General features: G+C 73.6%; 1 protein-coding gene. It reads right to left on the bottom strand.

The window, feature by feature from the left end; genetic code table 11:
- The coding region (locus AC3EO4_RS55725) for a WD40 repeat domain-containing protein (protein ID WP_431905007.1) at window positions 1-569 on the bottom strand (569 nt) is incomplete at both ends.

The following is a 569-nucleotide window of genomic DNA, read 5'->3' on the forward strand; positions in this document are numbered from 1 at the left end:
CGCAGCGTGCCGTCGTCGGCCGTGGCGGCCAGGTGCTCGCCCGACGCGCTCACCGCGAGGCCCGTGTAGAGCACCTCGTCGCCGGGCAGTGTCGCGACCGCGTCGCCTGTCCTGTCCCAGAGCGCGATGCCGCCGTCCCAGTGCACGGCAGCCACCCACTCACCGTCGGGCGCCATGGCCAGGCCACCGACGAACGAGGGCGTCTCCAGCGTGGGAGCCAGCCGCCTGCCCTGCGCGTCCCACAGGTCCATCCGGTCGGAGCCTGCCGTGGCCATCCAGGTGCCGTCGGGGGCGATGGCCAGGTGCTTCACGGCCTCCACCGACGTCTTGATGGTGGTCAGTGGGGTGCCGTCGGCGTACCACAGCCTGGCGCGGCCGTCGCGGCCGCCGGCCGCCAGCCAGGAGCCGTCGGGGGCGATGGCCACCGTGTCGACCCAGTCGTCGCACACCTTGAGCGTCCTGATGGGCGTGCCGTCCCGCTCGAAGAGCCGGACTAGGCCGTCGGAGTCGGCGGTCGCGAGCCAGCGGCCGGCGGGCGAGATCGCCACCGAGGTGAAGAAGGTCTCCTC

The organism is Nonomuraea sp. bgisy101 (genome assembly GCF_057708945.1).